Genomic DNA, 18,629 nt, shown 5'->3' with positions numbered 1-18,629 from the left:
TTGCGTGTGGCTTGAATGTGCTCGGCAAAATCTAGCTGCCGGTCCCGCTAGCCCCGCACCTGCCCCAGCCATTGCAGCGTGCGCCGGATGTCGGCCGCGAGCGGGTGGCCGGGGCCGTGCCGGCGTTCGACGTCGCCCAGGAGGCGGGCGAGGGTCTCGTGGGCCGCGCCCCGGTCGCCGAGCGCGAGCAGCAGGTGGCCCATGCGGCGGCGGACCTCGTGGGCGAGTTCGGGGTCGCCGGCCATGTACTGGTTCTCGTAGTACGGCAGCAGCGCGCGGTACTCCGTGAGGGCCGCGGCCGGGTCGCCGAGCGACTCCAGGCACTGGGCGGCGTCGTAGCGGTAGCGCAGGGACTGCGGGTCGGACGGGCCGGCCTCGGCGGCGCGTTCGTCGGCGAGGCGGCGCAGTTCGGGCAACGCGCGCCGGTACTGGCCGTCGTCCATGAGCGTCGCCGCGTACTGCTTGCGCAGGGTGCGGACGACCGGGGAGTGCACGCCGTGCTGCTCGGCGGCGGTGGGCAGGATCGCGCCGAGGATGTCGACGGCCTGCGTGATACGGCCCTCGCCGAGCAGCCGCTTGACCTCGTCGACGGCGGCGGCGACATCGGGTTTCCCGGCGGCGGGCGGCGCGAGCGGGGCGGGCTGCGGCGCGGGGGTGCGGGCGCGGTCCGGCCAGGGGGCGTGCGGGCGCAGGAACGGGCGGGTGGGGTCGAGCGGCGCCCCGGTGGGCATCCCGCGCGCGGGCAGCAGCAGCGCGAGACGCTCGTAGACCTCCTGCGCGGAGCCGGGGCGGTGCTGCGGGTCCTTGGCGAGCAGGTGCAGGACGAGCGCTTCGAGCGACTCGGGGACCTCGGAGCGGATCCGGCGGACGGGCACCGGCGCCTCGTACAGGTGCCGGTGCAGCACGCCGAGCGCCGTGGAGCCCGCGAACGGCACGTCCCCGCTGAGGAGTTCGTGCAGCAGCACACCCAGCGCGTACAGGTCGGTGTACGGGCCGACCGCGCCGCCCATCGCCTGCTCGGGCGCCATGTAGGCGGGCGAGCCGATGGGGGTGCCGGTGTGGGTGAGGCGGGTGGTGTCGGCGTCCATGACGGAGGCGACGCCGAGGTCGAGGACGGTGACCGTGCCGTCCTGCTTCACCATCACGTTGCGGGGCTTGAGGTCGCGGTGGACGATCGGCACGGCGTGCACGGCGCTGAGCACGGCGCACAGTTGGGCCGCGACGGCGACCGCCCACTGCCACGGGTACGGGTCGTGCTCGGCGAGGTGGTCGGAGAGGTCGGCGCCGTCGATGTACTGCATGACGAGGAACAGCTCCTCGCCCTCGCTGCCCGCGTCGTGCACCGTGACCAGGCCGGGGTGGTCGACCTGCGCGGTCACCCGGCACTCGCGCACGAAGCGGCGGCGCAGTTCGTCGGCCTCCTGGCCGGCCACCTTGTCGGGGCGCAGCAGCTTCACCGCCACGCGCCGGTCCAGGCGCCGGTCGTACGCCGTCCAGACCTGGCCCATGCCGCCCTGCCCGATGAGCGTGGACAGTTCATAGCGGTCCGCGACGACCCGTCCCGCCGCCACGGTCACCTTCCGCCCTCGTCGTGCTTGCGCAGATAGTCACTCAACTCGTCCAGCTCGGCCCGCACTTGGTCGATACGGGCGGGCGCGGGGCGCTGCGGCGGCGGGGTGTTCATCGGCGGCTGCGGCACGGGCGTGTGGGGCATGGGCGGCGGGGTGTGCTGCTGCGGCACGGGCGTGTGGGGTATCGGCGGCGGGGTGTGCTGCGGCGAGGTCGTCGCGGTGTACGGCGACGGGGGCTGGGCCGACTGCGCGGGCTGCGGGTAGCCGTACGCCGGGGAGGGCTGCCCGGCGTAGACGCCCTGCCGGAGCTGCTGGAAGTGGCGTATGTCCGCCGCCAGGTAGTACGCGATCGACGCCACCAGGGTGCCCAGGAGCAGGGTGATGCCCACATAGCCGCCGGTGGTGTGGACATCCTCGCCGGGCTCGGAGCCGAGCAGCACGACGCTGAGTATGTCCGCCGCCAGCGCGGCCACGAACAGGCCCCAGTCCAGGGACTTGCGGGTCACGATGGCCAGCCGCAGCAGCATCGTCCAGGCCAGGAACCCGATGCAGAACACCGAGATCCCCACGAACAGCACGCGCACGAGGACCAGCGCCCCGGTGGGCGGCGGTGGCTTCGCCGGCTGCGGGTAGCCGTGGCCTTGCATGGCTGCTCCTGATGCCTTCAGAGGACGTACGGTGCCGCGACCGCCGTCGGTCCGGCGCGTGTTCGGCGTGCGCGGGACAACAGCGGTCGTGCGATTGTCGCTTCGAGCGTATAGGCCGACACCGACAACCGGTCCCGGGTTGTACCGAACCGTTGTCGTGCTGATCACTTCCCACGACGTCGCAGGTGCGCTCGGGTGCGATCGCGTGGGCGCGGAGCGGGGCCTTCCGGGACGAGGCGGGCAACGGGGCGGACGGTCCCGGTCTCCCCGGGAGGCTGCCTCAGTCGGGCGTGACCGTGCCGTCCGTCAGGCCGTCGTACATGCCGCGCACGAGTTGCTCGCCGAGCCGGCCCGCCTGCCGCAGCGCCCGCTCGAAGTCCTCCAGGGCGCGGAACCGGGCGCCGTAGCGGCGCTGTTCGTCCAGGGGGAGGCGCGGCAACTGGAGCCTGCGGACGTCGAGTCGGGTCGCCGTGGACGCGTAGCTGCTGGCCTGGCGGTTGTTGGCGGTGCCGCGCAGGAAGCCGGCGAGGAACCACGGGTCCAGCGCGCCGGGATCGGGCCGCAGCAGGACGAGACTGCGGCCCAGGGCGGCACCCGCGGTCGTGGCGTCGATCACGCGCGCCATCGAACCGCCGCCGAGCACCGGCACGACGACATCGCCCGGCTCGGTGAGGACGGCGACCTCGTCACTCTCGGGGAGGATCCCGGAAGGAGCCGTTCCGGCGAGGACGTCGTGGTCGGTGAGAACGGGCACACGCGCGTGGCCGCCGTTTCCGCCGGTACGCATCACCAGGGCGCCCCCGCGCGCGAGTTCACCGATCGTGGTGAGCGGCCAGCGCGTGGGCCGTGCGGAGTCGGCGACGTGGTCGACGGGCGGCGGGGTGAGGTCGGCGGTCAGCCGGAGCGTCTCGCCGAGCCGCTCGCGCACGGCCGTGAGCTCGTCGGCGCCGTCGGCCGCGGTCGCGGGCGGGAGGTGGCGGGCGGGGGCCAGGTCGACGTCGTCGTCGAGGAGTTCGATGACCGGCACGGAACGCGCCAGCCCCGGCTCGTCGTCCAGCCGCCCCGCCCGGTCGAACGCCTTCCAGGCATCCAGCACCGCGCCCCGCACGGCCTGCCAGTCCGGCCCGCCCCGCCCCTCGGTCGCGAACCGCCCGGTGTCCACCAGCAGCACCTCCGGCTGCGCGGCCGCCCGCTCCGGCCGCCGCAACACCCACAGGTGCAACGGGATGTTGTACGGCGGCGCCGCCCCGATCGGCAGCGCTACGACCGCCTTCAGCGCCCCGCGCCGCAGCAGGTCGGCGCGGATCCGGCGGCCGGAACGCCGGGAGGCCGCGGCCGGCGGCATCAGCAGCACGGCCGTGCCGCCGTCCTTGAGCCGGGCCAGCGCGTGCTGCACCCAGGCCAGCTCGGACTCGTTGCGCGCCGGGAAGCCGTACTCCCAGCGGGGATCGTAGGCGAGTTCGTCGTGGCCCCAGTTCCGCTCGTTGAACGGCGGATGGCACAGGACGACGTCGGCCCGCAGCGCCGGGTACGCGTCCGCGCGCAGCGTGTCGCCTGCCGTGCCGCGCACGGTGACCTGTGCGCGCAGGGCGAGCCGGAGCGCGGTGAGTGCGGCGAGGTCGGGGGCGTTGTCCTGGGCGTACAGCTCCTGCCCGGGGCGGGGGGTGACGGCGCGCAACAGGGCGCCGGTGCCGCAGGCCGGGTCGAGCGCGGTGGCCGCCGGGCCCGCCGACTCGGCCAACTCGGCCATCAGGCGGGCGAGTTCGGTCGGGGTGAGCGTGTACTGGCGCGGGTTGGCGTCCAGGTGCCGCCCGAGCAGGAACTCGAACGCCTGGCGGGCGCCCAGCTCGGCGGCGAGTTCGGCGGTGCCGCGGAGGAGGGGGGCGGAGGGGAGGAGTTGGGGGCCGGTGGGGGTGTGAACGGCGGGGGTGGGAGTGGGGGTGGCGGTGGGAGTGGGAGTGGGGGTGGCGGTGGGAGTGGGAGTGGGGACGGGGGCGGGGTTCGCGGCAGACGGTGTGTGAACAGTGGGTGCGGTGTTCACAGGAGCCGGGGACGTGGTCGGGTCGGCCGGAGTGTTCACAGCGCTCGGGGTGTTCACAGCGCTCGGGGCGCTCGGGGCGTTTCCGGCAGCGTGGGTGTTCGGCGTGTTCACAGCCGCCGCGGCGCTCCCCTCTCGCCCCCTGTGAACTCCGCGTCCACCCACCGCACCGAAGCGCGGCACGAGCACCTGCTCCAGCGCGCCGGGCAGCATCGCGGCCATCCGCTCGTCCGAACCGGCGCTCACGTCCAGCCAGACGGTGGGGCGTTCATGGATGAGCAGCAGGGCGCAGCCTGCGTAGACCAGGGCGGTGACCGGGCCCTCAGGATGGCCGACGAGTTGCTGCCAGACCCGTTCGCGCAACGGGACTTCGGCGAGTTTCCCCTGCTTGCGCAGCCAGGACTCGACCTCGGCGAGGGCGAAGGCGGGGCTGGTCTCGGTGCCGCCGACCGGCTTGGGGAAGTCCGCGTGGCGACGGCGCCAGTTACTCACGGCGGCCCGGCCGACGCCGGCGAGCCGTGCGATACCGGCGGCGGTCACCTCTGTCGCGTTGTCCTGCACTCGCCCTACTCCCCTCGCCCCGCCGTCCCGCGGACCCTGTTGCGCCTGCCGTCCGTCCGTGACGCCGAGCATACCGACGCATGCAAGATCTACCCCTTCACGGCCGTGTACACACCACATCCAGTGAACCGTGTTGACTCGGTTCACAGCCTCTGCTCTTATTGACCCAGCGAACGAGCGACCGCCAGAGGGAGGCGGTCGCCGCGTCGGGGAGGGGACAACCATGGGGATGAAGGGCAAGGTCGCGCTGGGCGCCGTCGTGGGAGTCGTCGTCATCGGGGTCGTGTCGGCGAACGCCGGCGGCAGCGGTGGGGACAGTGGTTCGGGCAACGGTTCGGGCGGCAACGGCAAGGGTTCTTCGGCGTCCGCGGAGCACCGGGCCGCCGCAAAGAAGGGCTCGGGCAAGGGGGAGGCCGTCGAGACGAAGAAGGCCGCGTTCGACGGGGACGGCGACTTCCGGGTCGGCACGGACGTCAAGCCCGGCACGTATCGCACCAACGGCAACACCGACGGCATGTGCTACTGGGAGCGGGCCAAGGACGCCTCCGGCGACACGGACTCGTTGCTGGCCAACGACAATGTGAGCGGCGCCAGTTACGTCACCGTCAAGGCCACCGACAAGATCTTCAAGTCCAGCGGCTGCAAGGACTGGGCGGCCGTCGGCACGAAGGCGCAGGGCTCCCCCGCCACGAAGATGGCCGGCGACGGCGGCATGTTCAAGGTCGGCGTCGACATCGCCCCCGGCACCTACAGGTCCACCGGCAACACGGACGACATGTGCTACTGGGAGCGCGCGAAGGACGCCGAGCACGGGCTGGACTCGATCCTCGCGAACGACAACGTGACCGGCACGGCCGTCGTCACGATCAGCGCGAAGGACGCCTACTTCAAGACGGCCGGCTGCAAGACCTGGAAGAAGACGGCCTGACGCTCCGACGTTCAGGTCAGGTCAGGTCAGGTCAGGTCAGGTCAGGTCAGGTCAGGTCAACGCTCTCTCGCCGTGGGCCCATCTCTGCGCATCGGCCTGCCCGGCACCTCCTCGGACCCCGCTTCGGGGCACCCCTCTCATCTCGTCACCGCTCACCTCCTCGACAAGGAACTGCCATGCGTCGTACCGCACTTGCCGCTCTCTGCCTCACCACCGTGGCCGCCGCGGGACTCGCCGGGTGTCTGCCCGGCGAGGACAAGGCGGACAGCAAGCCGAAGGGACCGTTCGCCGGGCTGACCGGCGGCGAGATCGCCGACCGGTCCCTCACCGCCACCACCGGCGCCTCGTCGCTACGCCTGAAGGGCGACATACCCGACGACGAGAGCGGCGGCACGATCCTGATCGACATGGCCCTGAACAAGAAGGGCGAGTGCGCCGGCACGCTGAGCCTGCGCGGCAAGGGCAAGGCCGACATGATCAAGACCGGCGACACCATCTACATGAAGTACGACGAGGCGTTCCTGCGGGCGCAGAGCGACGGCGAGTCAAAGGCGGACACCGATGCGGTCGTGGACATGATGGCCGGGAAGTGGACCAAGATGTCCGCGAAGGGCGCGGACGCCAAGGACATCGCGAGCTTCTGCGATCTGAAATCGGTGCTCGGCGGCGCCGAGGACAGCAACTCGGACGCGACCCGCGGGAAGACGACCACCGTCGACGGCACTCCGGCGATCACCCTGCGCGAGAAGGACGGCAAGGACACCTACACGCTGTACGTGGCGACCGAGGGCAAGCCGTATGTGCTGCGCATCGACAGCGCCTCCGTGAAGGACCCGGGGACGCTCACGTTCAGCGAGTACGAGAAGCCGGTGCCGGCGACGAAGCCCGCCGGCAAGATCCTGGACCTGGACACGCTGGGCAGCTGAGTCACTGAGTCACCAAGTCTCCTGTGGCTACGGCACGTTCACGGGGCGTGCCGTAGCCACAGGTCAAGGCCGTGTCACCTCAGTTCGCGTGGAACCTCGCCGGCGCGTTCGTCGGGTTGCCCCCGGTCGGCAGGGCCTGCTTGGAGCAGGTGGAGAGGACCTTGACCATCGCGGCCTTCTCCGCCGAGGTGACCCACAGCCCGTACTTCTTCTTCACGGCGACCTGCGCGGCGACATACGTGCACCGGTACGCCTTGGGCGGCACCCAGGTCGCCGTGTCGCCGTCGCCCTTGCTGCGGTTGGGGCTGGCGCCGACGGTGAGCAGGTTGAGCGGGTCGTTGGCGAGAGCTATGCGCTTGCTGGCGTCCCAGTACTTGGCGCCCTTCTGCCAGGCGTCGGAGAGGGCGACCAGGTGGTCGATGTCGACGAGGCTGGCGCCGCGCTTGTAGACGACTTCCTTGCCGGAGTACGGATCGGATTCGAGGACGCCGTACGACACCTTGCAGTCGCCGTCGGTGAACTTCACCTGCTTCAGGTCCCGCTTGAGGATGTCGTCCCTGGTGTCGCAGCTGTTGGAGTCCGTGTCGGCCCAGGCGGTGCCGAACCGTTCACGGGAGTAACCGGTCTTCGGCGCACGCCCCTTCACGGTCAGGGACTCGGCGGCGGTCAGGGCCGCGCCCCCGCCGGAACCCGCGCCGGAGCCTCCACTCGTCGTCGCCTCGGGCCCGGAGTCGCCCGTTCCCGTGGTGTCCGTCTTGCATCCGGCGACCGACAACATGACCAAGGCGGCGATTGCCGCCCCACCCCTCAGACGCATCACGTGCGCCCCTCCCCTTGCTCACCCGGCCCCGCCCCTGCAGGGGCGGATATTGCCTGGTCCCCACGGTAGCGGCGGACGCGTCACGGGCATACGGGACCTAAGCCCGCACGGCACGCAACTCGCCTGTATCGCAGCGGTGGAACAGGCCGAAGTACCGGCTTCCCTCACCCCCTCTCCTTACTCCCCTTACTCCGCCCCGGATTTCACGCGCCCTCAGACCCACACCCCATCAGCCCCCCGTCCCTCAGACCTTGCCGATGCCCAACGTCGACTCCGAGGGCAGCAGCCCGGACCCGAGTACGGCGACCCAGAACTCCCCCAGCAGCTCGGCAAGTCGGTCGGTGTCGGTCCGGCCGAGGAACTGCCAAGGCACGGCGGCCAGTTGGTCGGTACGACGCTCGACCTCCTGGCGCAGGTCGCGGCCCGCCCTCGTCGCCGTACCCATGTCGTCTATGACGCCCCGGACGACCAGACGTTCGCGTGCCGCGGTCCACTCCTCCCGGCTCCAGCCCCGGCTCTCGAAGCGCTGGACGGAGGCGGCTCCGATCGCGGCGAAGGAGACCAGGGACTCGACCGGGTCGAGGCCGGCGACGAGGAGGGCTGCGAGGTGGCCGTCGCCGCGGTGTTCGCGCAGGATCGTCGCCGCCTGCCACAACTGGAGGTGGGGTTCCGCGGGCCACGCCAACTCGGCGTTGGCCGCGGCGAGGGGGCGGCCCGCGGTGTTCACCGCCTCGGCGGCGCGGCGGGCGAGGGCGGCGGCCTCCGCCAGCTCGGGGCTGTCGACACGGTCACCGAATATCGCGCGGTAGGCCCGGTCCATTCCGCGCAGCCTCGCCTTCAGCACCGTGTCCGGGGTCGCGATGCCCCACGCCGCGTCCATGTGCTCGGCGACCATGCGGGGGCTGAAGCTGTAGAAGGCGGAGGTCACCCGCTCGCTGCCGACCGGGCCCAACGGCGCGGCGCGCAGCGGGAAGTAGCTCGGCCAGCGCTCCCCCGTGCCGTATCCGAGCGCGGCCGCCTCCTCGAAGACCTCCGGCGCGTAATACAGCACGGCGTGCAGCGGTTCGAGCAGGTGCCAGAGCTGGCGCACGCGGCTCAGCTCCACGGTGGCGGGGCTTTTCGTGGTCTCGAATCCCCGCACGCTTTCCGACATGACGTAACTCCTCGTCGCGTCCCGGCCGTTCCATAACTTGACACTGGCAAGATTGCCCCACCCGCCCGAACTTGTCAATGCCTAGATTCGGCGTACGCTGCTGACCATGAGCACAGCCAAGACTTCCGGGGGCAGCCGCCGCCCGTACCACCACGGCGATCTGCGCCGCGCCATCCTCAGCGCCGCGCTCGACGTCATCGCCGCCGACGGCCCGGCCGCGCTGAGCCTGCGGGATCTCGCCCGGCGTGCCGGTGTCTCGCACGCGGCGCCGGCGCACCACTTCAAGGACCGCACGGGGCTGTTGACGGCGATCGCGGCGGAGGGGTTCGGGCTGCTGGCGGGCGCGATCGCGGAGGCGGCGGACCTGAAGGACGCGGGAGTGCGGTACGTGCGCTTCGCGCGCGAGCATCCGGCGCACTTCCAAGTGATGTTCGCGCCCGAGCTGTTGCGCGACGGCGACCTCGAACTCACCACGGCCCGCGCCCTCGCCACCGACGCCCTGCGCCACGCCGTCTCCGCCGTACCCCCCGAGGGCCGCGGCCCCGACGACCGCCTCGCCGGTGTCGCCGCGTGGTCCCTGGCGCACGGCTTCGCGACGCTGCTGCTGGGCCACAACCTGGACGGGGCGGTGGGCGAGCGGGACCCGGAGGAGGTGTTCCGGGTACTGGCGGGCATGCTGTTCCGCCCGGCCCCCGCCTGACACGACCGACCGGGGGGTACCGCTACAACCCCGGGCGACCGGCGAGCGCCACTACGCCCCCGGGCGGCCGGTCCTCTCTACGGCTCCCCCAACTCCCGCCGACCGGCTCCCCTTACAGCTCCCGCCGACCGGCCCCCTTACGACTCCCTACGACCCAGCCGACCGACCCTCTTCGACGACCCCCTACGACCCCAGGATCGTCGCCAGGAACTCCCCCACCCAGCCCAGCAACTCCCGCCCGACCAGCGGCTTCCCGCCCACCTTGGCCGTCTTCGGACGCGGGACCAGCACCTGGTGGGCGGCCGGCTTGATGACGGTGCCCGGGTAGAGGCGCTTGAGGCGCAGCTCCTGGGACTCCCTCAACTCCACCGGCGCGAAGCGGATGTTGGTGCCCTGAAGGACGATGTCGCCGACGCCGCACGCGCGGGCGAGCATGCGCAGGCCCGCCACCAGCAGCAGGTTCTCCACCGGTTCGGGCAACTTGCCGTAGCGGTCGACGAGTTCCTCGCGTACGGCCTTGATGTCCTCCTCCGTGTTGGCGGAGGCGATGGACCGGTAGGCGGAGAGGCGCAGGCGCTCGCCGGGGGCGTAGTCGTGCGGGACGTGCGCGTCGACCGGGAGCTCGATCTTGACCTCCAAGGGAGGCTCCTCCTCGACACCGCCCTCCAGGGAGGCGCGGTAGTCCGCGACGGCCTCGCCGACCATGCGGACGTACAGGTCGAAGCCGACGCCCGCGATGTGGCCGGACTGTTCGCCGCCCAACAGGTTTCCCGCGCCCCGGATTTCGAGGTCCTTCATCGCCACGTACATGCCCGCGCCCATCTCCGTGTGCTGGGCGATCGTGGCGAGGCGCTCGTGGGCCGTCTCCGTCAACGGCTTCTCCGGGGGGTACAGGAAGTACGCGTAGCCGCGTTCGCGGCCACGGCCCACCCGGCCCCGGAGCTGGTGGAGTTGGGACAGACCGAAGTTGTCACCGCGCTCCACGATCAGCGTGTTCGCGTTGGAGATGTCGATGCCCGACTCGACGATCGTCGTCGACACCAGGACGTCGAACTTCTTCTCCCAGAAGTCGACGACGACCTGCTCCAGCGACTGCTCCGACATCTGGCCGTGGGCGGTCGCGATGCGCGCCTCCGGGACGATCTCGCGCAGTCGGGCCGCCGCGCGGTCGATCGATTCGACGCGGTTGTGGATGTAGAAGACCTGGCCCTCGCGCAGGAGTTCGCGGCGGATCGCGGCGCCGATCTGCCTCTCCTCGTAGGGGCCGACGAACGTCAGCACGGGGTGACGCTCCTCCGGGGGCGTCGTGATCGTCGACATCTCACGGATGCCGGTCACCGCCATCTCCAGGGTTCTGGGGATCGGCGTGGCCGACATGGTGAGCACGTCGACGTTCGCGCGCAGCTTCTTCAGCTGTTCCTTGTGCTCGACGCCGAAGCGCTGCTCCTCGTCGACGATGACCAGGCCGAGGTCCTTGAACTTGGTCTCGGAGGAGAACAGGCGGTGGGTGCCGATGACGAGGTCCACGGAGCCCTCGCGCAGGCCCTCCAGGGTCGCCTTCGCCTCCGTGTCGGTCTGGAAGCGGCTCAACGCCCGTACGTTGACCGGGAATTGCGAGTACCGCTCGGTGAACGTCCCGAAGTGCTGCTGCACGAGCAGGGTCGTCGGCACGAGGACGGCGACCTGCTTGCCGTCCTGGACGGCCTTGAAGGCGGCCCGTACGGCGATCTCGGTCTTGCCATAGCCGACGTCGCCGCAGACCAGCCGGTCCATGGGGACCGACTTCTCCATGTCGTCCTTGACCTCGGCGATCGTGGTCAGCTGGTCCGGGGTCTCGACGTACGGGAAGGCGTCCTCCAGCTCGCGCTGCCAGGGCGTGTCCGCGCCGAACGCGTACCCCGGGGCCGCCATCCGGGCCGAGTACAGCTTGATGAGGTCGGCCGCGATCTCCTTGACGGCCTTCTTGGCGCGCGCCTTGGTCTTCGTCCAGTCCGCGCCGCCCAGGCGGTGCATGGTCGGGGCCTCACCACCGACGTACTTGGTGATCTGCTCCAGCTGGTCGGTGGGGATGTACAGCCGGTCGCCGGGCTGGCCGCGCTTGGCGGGGGCGTACTCGACGACCAGGTACTCGCGCGTGGCGGTCTGCACCGTGCGCTGCACCATCTCGATGTAGCGGCCGACCCCGTGCTGCTCGTGGACGATGTAGTCGCCCGCCTCCAGGGTGAGCGGGTCGATGGACTTGCGGCGGCGGGCCGGCATCCGGACGCCGTCCTTGCCGGCGGCCTTCTGCCCGGAGAGGTCGGTCTCGGTGAGGACGGCGAGCTTGAGCGCCGTGTCGACGAAGCCGTAGTCGATCGAACCGGTCGCCACGTGCACGACGGACGGGGCGATCTCCCCGAGTTCGGTCTCCAGGCGGGCCGCCACGCCCTCGCTGCCGAGGACCTCGACCGTGCGGGCCGCGGGGCCGTGGGCCTCGGTGACGAAGACCGTGCGCCAGCCGTCCGCGAGCCAGCCCTTGGTGTCGGCGAGGGCCTTCGCGGTGTCCCCGCGGTACGTCTCGGGGGCGTGCATGCCGAGCTTCAGGGTGTCGGCGTCGAGCTCTTCGTCGGCGGCGAACGGCGACACCGACCACCACATCATGTCCAGCTCGCGCGCCCGGTCCCGTACGTCCGCGATGGCCCACAGGGAGGCCGCGCCGACGTCGATGGGCGCCTCGCCACCACCGGCGGTCGCGGCCCAGGAAGCTTGCAGGAACTCCTGCGAGGTGGCGACGAGATCGGACGCACGCGTGCGTACCCGCTCCGGATCGCATACGACGGTCATCGCGCCCTTGGGGAGCACGTCGAGCAGCAGCTCCATGTCGTCGACGAGCACCGGAGCCAGCGACTCCATGCCTTCTACGGCGATGCCCTCGGCGATCTTGTTGAGCAGCTCGCCCAGTTCGGGGTGCTGTTCGGCGAGGGCACGCGCACGCGCACGGACGTCTTCCGTCAACAGGAGTTCACGGCAGGGGGGTGCCCACAGGCCGTGTTCCGCGACCTCCAGGGAGCGCTGGTCGGCGACCTTGAAGTAGCGGATCTCCTCGACGTCGTCGCCCCAGAACTCGATGCGCAGGGGGTGTTCCTCGGTGGGCGGGAACACGTCCAGGATGCCGCCGCGCACCGCGAACTCGCCGCGCTTCTCGACGAGCTCCACGCGCGCGTAGGCGGCGGCGCCGAGCGCGTCCACGATCGCGTTCAGGTCGGCGCTCTGGCCCGTCCGCAGGGCGACCGGCTCCAGGTCTCCGAGGCCCTTGACCTGCGGTTGCAGCACGGACCGCACGGGCGCCACGACGACGGAGACCGGGCCCGTCTCCGGGTCGTCCTCCCTGGGGTGGGCCAGGCGGCGCAGGACGGCGAGGCGGCGGCCCACGGTGTCGCTGCGCGGGCTGAGGCGCTCGTGCGGGAGGGTCTCCCAGGACGGGTAGTCCACGACGCCGTCCGACGGGAGCAGCGAGCGCAGGGCTGCCGCCAGGTCCTCGGCCTCCCTGCCCGTCGCGGTCACCGCGAGGACGGTACGGCCGGTCTCCCTGGCCAGCGCTGCCACGGCGAAGGGGCGGGTTGCCGGGGGGCCCACCAGGTCGACGTGCATGCGGTTGCCGTCGGTCGCGGCCCTGGTGGCTTCCGCGAGGGCGGGGTCCTTGACTACGGCGTCGAGCAGACCGTGCAGGCTCATGAAGGGCTTTCCGTCTGGGGGGGGTGGGCAACACGAAGGGCCCGACGCGATGGGTGGGCCGGGGGTCTCCAGCGTACGTCGGTGCGCTGCCGTATGCCGGGGCTGTGGATAACCCTCGCTTTCTCGGCACCCCGCACTGCCGAAAAACCTTTCCCACCCACTCACCCGTTTGCTGGCAACAAAGAAGCGGGCCTTCAAAGACAACAAAAAACAGGCCCGGCGCCGAGAAGTCCCCCGTGACTTCTCGGCGCCGGGCCTGCCCCCGTTGGACAGTGGCTCTGTTGGCTACTCCGTGGCGATCGCGTTCAGCACGTTCATCCGCCCCGCCCGGAACGCCGGGATCAACGCCGCGAACAGACCGACGAACGCCGACCCGATGAAGACCGCGATGATCGTGCCCCAGGGAATCTCCAGGACCTTCAGCCCCTCCAGGGCGAGCAGCTGCTGGGCGGTCGCGCCCCAGCCCATCCCGAGGCCCAGGCCGAGCAGCGCTCCGAAGAGGGCGATCACGACCGACTCCATGCGGATCATCCGGCGGAGCTGGCGGCGGGACATGCCGATCGCCCGCATGAGGCCGATCTCCCGGGTCCGCTCGACGACCGACAGGGCCAGGGTGTTCACGACACCCAGGACCGCGACGATGATCGCCAGAGCCAGCAGGCCGTAGACCATGTTCAGGAGCTGGCCGATCTGGTCCTTCAGTTCCTGCTTGTAGTCGGTCTGGTCGCGCACCTGGTACTGCGGGTACGGGTCCATGGCCTTCTTCAGGGCCGCGTACGCCTGCTTCTCCTGGCCGTCCTTGGCCTTGGCGAACATGATCTCGTTCGGCGGGATCTTGTTGGCGGGGACGTACTTCTGCATCGTGGCGATGCTGGTGTAGCGCGCGCCCTGGTCGATGGCGACGTCGTCGTCCGTGATCGCCGCGACCTTCAGCCTCGCCGTCTCGCCGCCCTTGAAGGCGACGCTGATCGTGTCGCCGAGGTGGACGCCGTGCTTCTTGGCGTACTTGGAGCCGACGGACATCGCGTTGGTGCCGTAGGCGGCGGACAGTTCGCCGGCCGTGGTGGCGCGGCGCAGGTCCTGGGCGTAGGACGGGTCGGCGGCGGTGATGCCGTCGGTGTCCTTCTGGCCGTCGGGCGAGGTGAGTGTGGCGTCGAGGTCCTTGTAGCGGGTGACGTGGACGAGGTCCGGCGACTGTTCCATCGCCTTCTCGGCCTGCGGCACGATCCGCTGGTTGCCCTGGACGATGAAGTCGGCGCCGACGGACTTGTCGAGCTCGCTCGTCGCCGAGGCGACCATCGAGGAGCCGACCACCGAGAGGCAGGCGACCAGCGCCAGGCCGATCATCAGGGCCGCACCCGTAGCACCCGTACGCCTGGGGTTGCGGAGCGCGTTGCGTTCGGCCAGGCGCCCCACCGGTCCGAAGGCCCGCAGGAGTACGACGCTGATGACCCGTACGACCCCGTTGGCGAGCAGCGGGCCGATGATCACGAAGCCGATGAGCGACAGCACTACGCCCGCGCCCAGGACCAGTGAACCGTCCGTCGCCTTCTTGGCGGTGGCCGCCGCGAACAGGGCGGCGACACCGGCGCCCGTCAGCACCAGGCCGATCAGGCCCCGCACCCAGCCCGCCTTGCCGTCGGCCGGCGTACCGGCGTCGCGCAGTGCGGCCATCGGGGAGACCTTGCCTGCCCGGCGGGCCGGGAGGTAGGCGGCGAGGATGGTGACGATCACGCCGAGGAGCAGGCCGAGCACCGGGGTGGTCCACTTCACGGTCAGGTCCCGGGTCGACAGGTCCATGCCCGCCGCGCTCATCAGCTTCATCAGGCCTACGGCGATGCCGACACCGGCGCCGACACCGAGGATCGAGCCGACGATCCCGAGCAGGGTCGCCTCGACCAGCACCGAGCGGTTGACCTGGCCGCGGGAGGAGCCGACCGCCCTCATCAGGCCTATTTCGCGGGTCCGTTGGGCGACCAGCATCGAGAAGGTGTTGATGATCAGGAAGATGCCCACCAGGAACGCGATCCCGGCGAAGCCGAGCATGGCGTACTTGATGACGTTCATGAACTGGCCGACGCCCTTGCGGTTCTCGTCGGCGTTCTCCTTGGCCGTCTGGATCTTGTACGTCCCCGACGAGGCGAGGGTCTGTGCCACGTTCTGCTTGAGCTGGGTGTCGGAGACACCGCTCGCGGCTGTCACGCCGAGCTGGGTGAACCGGCCGGTGGCGCCCAGGAGTTCGCGCTGCGCGGTGGCGGTGTCGAAGTAGACGACGGCCGCACCGGGGTTGGTCACCTTGAAGGTGGCGATGCCGACGATCCTCGCGGTGAAGTCACCGGTCTGCGAGATGGTGCGCAGCGAGTCGCCCATCTTCAGGTGGTGCTTGTCGGCGGTGTCGGCGTCGACCATCAACTCGGTCGGGCCGCGCGGGGCGTGGCCGGAGGTGATCTCCATCGAACGCAGGTCGTTCTTCGTCCAGTTGCCCGCGATGGTGGGCGCGCCGGTCGAGGACCCCATGTTCTTGTTGGCGCTGTTGACGACGGTCACGTTCATCGAACTGACGCCGCCCTCCACGGACTTGACGCCTTGGACCTTCGCCACCTGCGCGACCGTGGAGGCCGGCAGCGACTCGGGCAGTCCGTTCTGCGGGGTGCTGCCGTCGCTCTTGGCCGCCTTCGGCAGGACCGTCACATCGGACGCGGTGGCCGCGAAGAGCTTGTCGAACGTCGTGTTCATCGTGTCGGTGAACACCAGCGTGCCGCACACGAACGCCACCGACAGCAGCACGGCTATCGCCGAGAGCGCCATCCGCCCTTTGTGCGCGAAGAAGTTGCGCATCGAGGTCTTCATGACGGTCATGACGTACGCCCCCGCGCGTCGAAGTCCTTCATGCGGTCGAGGACGGTGTCCGCGGTCGGCTTGAACATCTCGTCGACGATCCGGCCGTCCGCGAGATAGAGGACGCGGTCCGCGTACGACGCGGCCACCGGGTCGTGGGTGACCATGACGATGGTCTGGCCGAGGTCGTCGACGGAGCGGCGCAGGAAGCCCAACACCTCTGCTCCCGCACGGGAGTCGAGGTTTCCGGTCGGCTCGTCACCGAAGATGATCTCGGGGCGGGCCGCCAACGCCCTCGCCACGGCGACACGTTGCTGCTGGCCGCCGGAGAGCTGGTTGGGCCGGTGCTTGAGCCGGCTGGACAGACCGACCGTCTCCACGACCTGCGCCAGCCAGCCCTTGTCGGGCTTGCGGCCGGCTATGTCCATGGGGAGCGTGATGTTCTCCAGCGCGTTCAGCGTCGGCAGCAGGTTGTACGCCTGGAAGATGAACCCGATCCGGTCCCGGCGCAGCTGCGTGAGCTTCTTGTCCTTGAGACCGGTGATCTCTGTCTCGTCCAGGTAGATCTGCCCGGAGGTCACGGTGTCGAGCCCGGCGAGGCAGTGCATGAGCGTGGACTTGCCGGACCCCGAGGGGCCCATGATCGCGGTGAACTGGCCGCGGGCGATGTCCACGTCGACATGGTCGAGGGCGACGACGCGGGTCTCCCCGGCCCCGTACGCCTTGACGACCTGCCGCGCTCGCGCGGCAACGGCCGTACGCCCTCCAGTGCCCCCGTGCCTGGGAATGGTCACAGCCGATGTCACGGTATGTCTCCTAAGTCGGTCGGCAGACGAGCGTGCCGGTGCCCGGTCGATGCGTTTCAAGTGGTTACGACGATGAGTCTGGCGGTGGGAGGGGGTCCGGCGCGCTGGTGCTCAGCGCAGTCTTTCCCGGGGGAAAACCCCACCCTCCTGGGTTCGGCCTGCCGCCCCCCAGCGGCATAAAGCCAGGTTAAGGACGACCCCTCGTCCTTCTCCTCCTCCGCCGGTACGAACCGCCCCCGGGCCGTAGTACGGAGAGACCCTTAGGGGGTCTCCACCGCCGGGTGGAGTCGATCTCGGGGTTCGGTCCACCCACCGGCCCGCTCACCTTCCACCCTGCCGCTACGTGAGGCTCAAGTGGGAAGCTGGTGCGCGGCAGATAGATGCAAGGGGAAAGGAATCCTGTGGACCAGGGGGACGGCGACACCGAGATACGAACCGAGGCGGCCGACCAGCCCAGGCCGGCCCCTCCCGACCGGCGCCGGAAAGCCGTCGTCGCCGCCCTCATGCTCGCGATGGCACTGGCCGCCCTCGACGCCACCATCGTCTCGACCGCCGTACCGCAGATCGTCGGTGACCTCGGCGGCTTCTCCGTCTTCTCCTGGCTGTTCTCCGGCTATCTGCTGGCCGTGACGGTCACCCTGCCCGTCTACGGCAAGCTCTCCGACACCTTCGGCCGCAAGCCGGTGCTGATCACGGGCGCGGTGGTCTTCCTCGCCGGTTCGCTGCTGTGCTCGGTGGCCTGGAGCATGGGCGCGCTGATCGCGTTCCGGGTCGTACAGGGCCTGGGCGGTGGGGCGTTGCAGGGCACCGTGCAGACGCTCGCCGCCGATCTGTACCCGCTGAAGGAGCGGCCGAAGATCCAGTCGAAGCTGTCCACGGTGTGGGCCGTGTCGGCGGTCGCGGGCCCCGGTGTGGGCGGGCTGCTCGCCGCGTACGCCGGCTGGCGCTGGATCTTCCTCGTCAACCTCCCTGTCGGGGCGGTGGCGTTGTGGCTGATCGTCCGCCACCTGCACGAACCGGCGCGCACCCGCACCTCCCGCCCCCGTATCGACTGGGCGGGCGCGCTGGCCGTGTTCGCCTGCGGGGGTGTGCTGATCACCGCGCTGGTGCAGGGCGGGGTGGCGTGGGACTGGCTCTCGGCGCCCTCGATCGCCCTGTTCGCGACGGGACTTGGGCTGGCCGGAGTGGTCGTGGCGATCGAACGCCGGGCGGCCGAGCCCATCATCCCGGGGTGGGTGTGGCGGCGCCGTACGATCGCGGCGGTCAACCTGGCCCTGGGCGCACTGGGGTTGCTGATGGTGGCGCCGAGCGTGTTCCTGCCGACGTACGCGCAGTCGGTGCTCGGCCTGGCACCCGTGGCGGCCGGATTCGTGCTGTCCGTCTGGACGTTGAGCTGGCCGGTGTCGGCCGCGCTGAGTCAGCACGTGTACCGGCGGATCGGTTTCCGCAACACGGCGATGCTCGGGATCGGGGCGGCGACGCTGATCCTGTTCGCGTTCCCGTTCCTGCCGTATCCGGGCGCGGCCTGGCAGCCGATGGTGCTGATGCTGCTGCTCGGCGCGGCCCTCGGACTCTTCCAACTCCCGCTGATCGTCGGGGTGCAGTCGACGGTCGGGTGGGAGGAGCGGGGCGTGACGACCGCGTCCGTGCTGTTCTGCCGCCAGACCGGCCAGACGATCGGCGCGTCCGTCTTCGGAGCCGTGGCCAACGGCGTGCTGGCGTCCCGGCTCGGTGGCGCGAGCGACCTGGACTCGGTGACGCGGGGCCTCGACGCGGGCGCGGTCCCCGAGGCGACCCGGCGGGCGATCGCGGACGCGGTGCACGCGGTGTACATCGGCGCGGGCTGCGCGGCGGCGGTGGCGTTCGTGGTGCTGCTGGTGCTGGCGCCCCGGCGGTTCCCGGTCCTCAAGGAGCAGTGAGGAGCGCG

12 protein-coding genes are annotated in these 18,629 nt (G+C 70.8%); 4 read left to right on the top strand and 8 right to left on the bottom strand.

The window, feature by feature from the left end; translation table 11 throughout:
• Window positions 1-47 precede the first annotated feature (47 nt).
• From OG714_RS29955 to OG714_RS29945, 3 genes are all read right to left on the bottom strand, one after another.
• Complete coding sequence (locus tag OG714_RS29955; RefSeq protein ID WP_406132004.1) at window positions 48-1,535, bottom strand: protein kinase domain-containing protein; 1,488 nt, start codon at window positions 1,533-1,535, stop codon at window positions 48-50.
• 38 nt (window positions 1,536-1,573) lie between these two features.
• Entirely contained in the window at window positions 1,574-2,218 is a 645-nt protein-coding gene (locus tag OG714_RS29950; protein ID WP_406125604.1) for a hypothetical protein, read from the bottom strand.
• A gap of 280 nt (window positions 2,219-2,498) precedes the next feature.
• Window positions 2,499-4,817, bottom strand: coding sequence for an N-6 DNA methylase (locus tag OG714_RS29945; protein ID WP_406125603.1), 2,319 nt, complete (start codon window positions 4,815-4,817; stop codon window positions 2,499-2,501).
• Window positions 4,818-5,040: 223 nt separating this feature from the next.
• On the opposite strand from OG714_RS29945, the gene OG714_RS29940 reads away from it, so the two are divergent.
• The gene (locus OG714_RS29940; RefSeq protein ID WP_406125601.1) at window positions 5,041-5,745 is read left to right on the top strand and encodes a hypothetical protein; all 705 of its coding nucleotides are present in this window, start codon (window positions 5,041-5,043) and stop codon (window positions 5,743-5,745) included.
• Between the two features lie 176 nt (window positions 5,746-5,921).
• Complete coding sequence (locus OG714_RS29935; protein ID WP_406125599.1) at window positions 5,922-6,671, top strand: hypothetical protein; 750 nt, start codon at window positions 5,922-5,924, stop codon at window positions 6,669-6,671.
• A gap of 79 nt (window positions 6,672-6,750) precedes the next feature.
• Here OG714_RS29935 and OG714_RS29930 read toward each other — a convergent pair whose 3' ends face one another.
• Together OG714_RS29930 and OG714_RS29925 are read right to left on the bottom strand one after the other, a co-directional pair.
• Window positions 6,751-7,488 (bottom strand): HNH endonuclease family protein, encoded by a 738-nt coding sequence (locus OG714_RS29930; protein WP_406132003.1) that lies wholly within the window; start codon window positions 7,486-7,488, stop codon window positions 6,751-6,753.
• Window positions 7,489-7,735: 247 nt separating this feature from the next.
• Window positions 7,736-8,644 carry an SCO6745 family protein gene (locus OG714_RS29925; protein WP_406125598.1) on the bottom strand — a complete coding sequence of 303 codons (909 nt, stop codon included), beginning with the start codon at window positions 8,642-8,644 and terminating at the stop codon, window positions 7,736-7,738.
• A gap of 106 nt (window positions 8,645-8,750) precedes the next feature.
• Here OG714_RS29925 and OG714_RS29920 point away from each other — a divergent pair, with 106 nt between their 5' ends.
• Complete coding sequence (locus tag OG714_RS29920; RefSeq protein ID WP_406125597.1) at window positions 8,751-9,344, top strand: TetR/AcrR family transcriptional regulator; 594 nt, start codon at window positions 8,751-8,753, stop codon at window positions 9,342-9,344.
• A 183-nt stretch (window positions 9,345-9,527) separates the two neighbouring features.
• On the opposite strand, the gene mfd is transcribed toward OG714_RS29920, so the two are convergent.
• The 3 genes from mfd to OG714_RS29905 all read right to left on the bottom strand — a co-directional run bounded on the left by mfd (window position 9,528) and on the right by OG714_RS29905 (window position 16,702).
• Window positions 9,528-13,058 carry a transcription-repair coupling factor gene (mfd, locus tag OG714_RS29915; protein WP_406125596.1) on the bottom strand — a complete coding sequence of 1,177 codons (3,531 nt, stop codon included), beginning with the start codon at window positions 13,056-13,058 and terminating at the stop codon, window positions 9,528-9,530.
• Window positions 13,059-13,343: 285 nt separating this feature from the next.
• Window positions 13,344-15,917 carry an ABC transporter permease gene (locus OG714_RS29910; protein WP_406125594.1) on the bottom strand — a complete coding sequence of 858 codons (2,574 nt, stop codon included), beginning with the start codon at window positions 15,915-15,917 and terminating at the stop codon, window positions 13,344-13,346.
• The gene (locus OG714_RS29905) at window positions 15,914-16,702 is read right to left on the bottom strand and encodes an ABC transporter ATP-binding protein (protein ID WP_033284318.1); all 789 of its coding nucleotides are present in this window, start codon (window positions 16,700-16,702) and stop codon (window positions 15,914-15,916) included. The genes OG714_RS29910 and OG714_RS29905 overlap by 4 nt, the downstream gene beginning before the upstream one ends.
• Window positions 16,703-17,082: 380 nt before the next feature.
• Between OG714_RS29905 and OG714_RS29900 the strand changes: the two genes are divergently transcribed.
• Complete coding sequence (locus tag OG714_RS29900) at window positions 17,083-18,621, top strand: MFS transporter (protein WP_406125592.1); 1,539 nt, start codon at window positions 17,083-17,085, stop codon at window positions 18,619-18,621.
• The last annotated feature ends 8 nt before the right edge of the window (window positions 18,622-18,629 follow it).

The organism is Streptomyces sp. NBC_00989, from assembly GCF_045162655.1.
Classification (GTDB): domain Bacteria; phylum Actinomycetota; class Actinomycetes; order Streptomycetales; family Streptomycetaceae; genus Streptomyces.
The sequence above is the reverse complement of the archived record's forward strand: the minus strand, read 5'-3'. Positions and strand labels throughout refer to the sequence as shown.

What these genes read in the sequence shown, in the direction of transcription:
- OG714_RS29950 (WP_406125604.1), bottom strand. Translation starts at nt 2,218, where the DNA reads ATGCAAGGCCACGGCTACCCGCAGCCGGCGAAGCCACCGCCGCCCACC.
- OG714_RS29940 (WP_406125601.1), top strand. Translation starts at nt 5,041, where the DNA reads ATGGGGATGAAGGGCAAGGTCGCGCTGGGCGCCGTCGTGGGAGTCGTC.
- OG714_RS29935 (WP_406125599.1), top strand. Translation starts at nt 5,922, where the DNA reads ATGCGTCGTACCGCACTTGCCGCTCTCTGCCTCACCACCGTGGCCGCC.
- OG714_RS29930 (WP_406132003.1), bottom strand. Translation starts at nt 7,488, where the DNA reads ATGCGTCTGAGGGGTGGGGCGGCAATCGCCGCCTTGGTCATGTTGTCG.
- OG714_RS29925 (WP_406125598.1), bottom strand. Translation starts at nt 8,644, where the DNA reads ATGTCGGAAAGCGTGCGGGGATTCGAGACCACGAAAAGCCCCGCCACC.
- OG714_RS29920 (WP_406125597.1), top strand. Translation starts at nt 8,751, where the DNA reads ATGAGCACAGCCAAGACTTCCGGGGGCAGCCGCCGCCCGTACCACCAC.
- mfd (WP_406125596.1), bottom strand. Translation starts at nt 13,058, where the DNA reads ATGAGCCTGCACGGTCTGCTCGACGCCGTAGTCAAGGACCCCGCCCTC.
- OG714_RS29910 (WP_406125594.1), bottom strand. Translation starts at nt 15,917, where the DNA reads ATGACCGTCATGAAGACCTCGATGCGCAACTTCTTCGCGCACAAAGGG.
- OG714_RS29900 (WP_406125592.1), top strand. Translation starts at nt 17,083, where the DNA reads ATGCAAGGGGAAAGGAATCCTGTGGACCAGGGGGACGGCGACACCGAG.